The organism is Methylophaga sp. UBA4204, assembly GCF_002379485.1.
Taxonomy (GTDB): Bacteria; Pseudomonadota; Gammaproteobacteria; order Nitrosococcales; family Methylophagaceae; genus Methylophaga.
In genome coordinates this window covers 14,658-16,274 of sequence record NZ_DFTU01000056.1, presented here as the reverse complement: position 1 = coordinate 16,274, position 1,617 = coordinate 14,658, and the positions used below count along the sequence as shown (strand labels likewise).

Here is a 1,617-nt window from a genome sequence, read left to right as displayed (position 1 = left end):
GGCGTTTGCTCTTCGGGATATTGCACCGTGACCTTGCGCGAAAACAAATGTCGCCCGGTCAGACGTAATCCCTGCACTAACTCCCACAGCAGAAAACTCTTAAAAAAGTGACGAATTGACTCATTCATGGACTTGTCACCTCGACGATGTTGTTAAACCAGGGCCCGATATCGAACACCTGCATGGTCGAAATAATCACCAGCCAAACTAATGTCACTGGTATAAATACTTTCCAGCCGAGACGCATCACCTGATCATAACGGTAGCGAGGAAAGGTGGCGCGGATCCATAAATAGATAAACAGAAACATACTGGTTTTCAGTAATAGCCAGACCAGTCCCGGTACCCAGGCAAACATCGGCTCTAAAACCGGAATACCTTCAAAAGGTGATAACCAGCCGCCCATAAACAAGGTGGCGGCCAGGATCGAAATCAAAATCATATCGGCGTATTCAGCGAGGAAAAATATCGCAAACGCCATCCCGGAATATTCCACATGGAAGCCGGCAACAATTTCGGATTCACCTTCGGCAATATCAAACGGTGCGCGATTGGTTTCCGCCACACCAGAGACAAAATACACAACAAACAACGGTAACAAAGGTAACCAGTACCAGTAAAAAATACCGCCTTGCTGAGCCATAACAATCTCACTCAGGTTCAAGCTACCAGCGGCAATCAGTACGCCTACCAGGGCAAAACCCATGGCAATTTCATAGGAGACTACTTGAGCGGCACTGCGCATCGCGCCTAAAAAAGCATAGCGTGAATTGGAGGCCCATCCAGCAATCACAATGCCGTAAACACCCATTGAGGTAATAGCCAGTACATATAACAAACCGGCATTAATATCGGCCAACACCATGCCAGCGTCAAACGGGATAACCGCCCAGGCTGCCAAAGCAGGACCAATTGCTAATACCGGTGCCAATACAAACAAATAGAGATTGGAGCGCGTGGGCAAGATGATTTCTTTAAGTAATAACTTCAGACCATCAGCAATCGGTTGCAGCAGGCCACGCGGCCCCACACGATTGGGGCCAATACGCATCTGGATATAGCCAATAACTTTCCGTTCGGCCAATGTCAGATAGGCTACCGCCAGCATCAATATCGCTACAATCAGCAAAATTTTGCCTATATTGGGTAACAAATGCTGGGTGAGCAGATCAAGCATCTGCTGTCTCCAGTATGGCTGATAATTCTACATCACCAAAGGCTGATGTTAATTTGGCACTTAATGGCGAGGCTGCAGCTAGATAAACCATGCCCTCAGCAACCTGTTCATCTATCAGTACGGTGGTCGATACGGAGATTTCACCCTGCTGAATATGCACCTGATCCCCCTGATGTAGACCTGACAGCTCAGCCTGTATCGGATGAATCCGCAAGGTATCCAGAAACTGATTTTCCGGTGTTAATTGCAGGGCTTTACTATGTCTGACCAGACTGTCTGTACGATATATCGGCACCTCTGAAATCAGCTGCAAACCGTCAGCCTGAGAAATTTCAGCTGGAATATACAAACCGTGTTTAACCGGAGAATGCCGGTTCAACTGATCCTGCAACTCCTGGCGCACCCCTTCTGAAGAAACATAATCAAACCCGTTGAATTTT

The 1,617-nt window shown here is 47.5% G+C and carries 2 protein-coding genes and 1 pseudogene; all 3 read right to left on the bottom strand.

What is annotated here, in order from left to right; all coding sequences use genetic code 11:
• Positions 1-128 (bottom strand): annotated as a pseudogene (locus B3182_RS16345) (NADH-quinone oxidoreductase subunit I); the annotation flags it as partial.
• Complete coding sequence (gene nuoH / locus B3182_RS08205) at positions 125-1,177, bottom strand: NADH-quinone oxidoreductase subunit NuoH (RefSeq protein WP_292353714.1); 1,053 nt, start codon at positions 1,175-1,177, stop codon at positions 125-127. The gene nuoH and the pseudogene B3182_RS16345, both read right to left, overlap by 4 nt.
• Positions 1,170-1,617: molybdopterin dinucleotide binding domain-containing protein (locus B3182_RS08200; RefSeq protein WP_292752295.1), on the bottom strand; the 448-nt coding region annotated here is incomplete at its 5' end. The genes B3182_RS08200 and nuoH, both read right to left, overlap by 8 nt.

Coding starts and splice junctions, on each gene's coding strand:
- nuoH (WP_292353714.1), bottom strand. CDS start 1,177: ATGCTTGATCTGCTCACCCAGCATTTGTTACCCAATATAGGCAAAATT.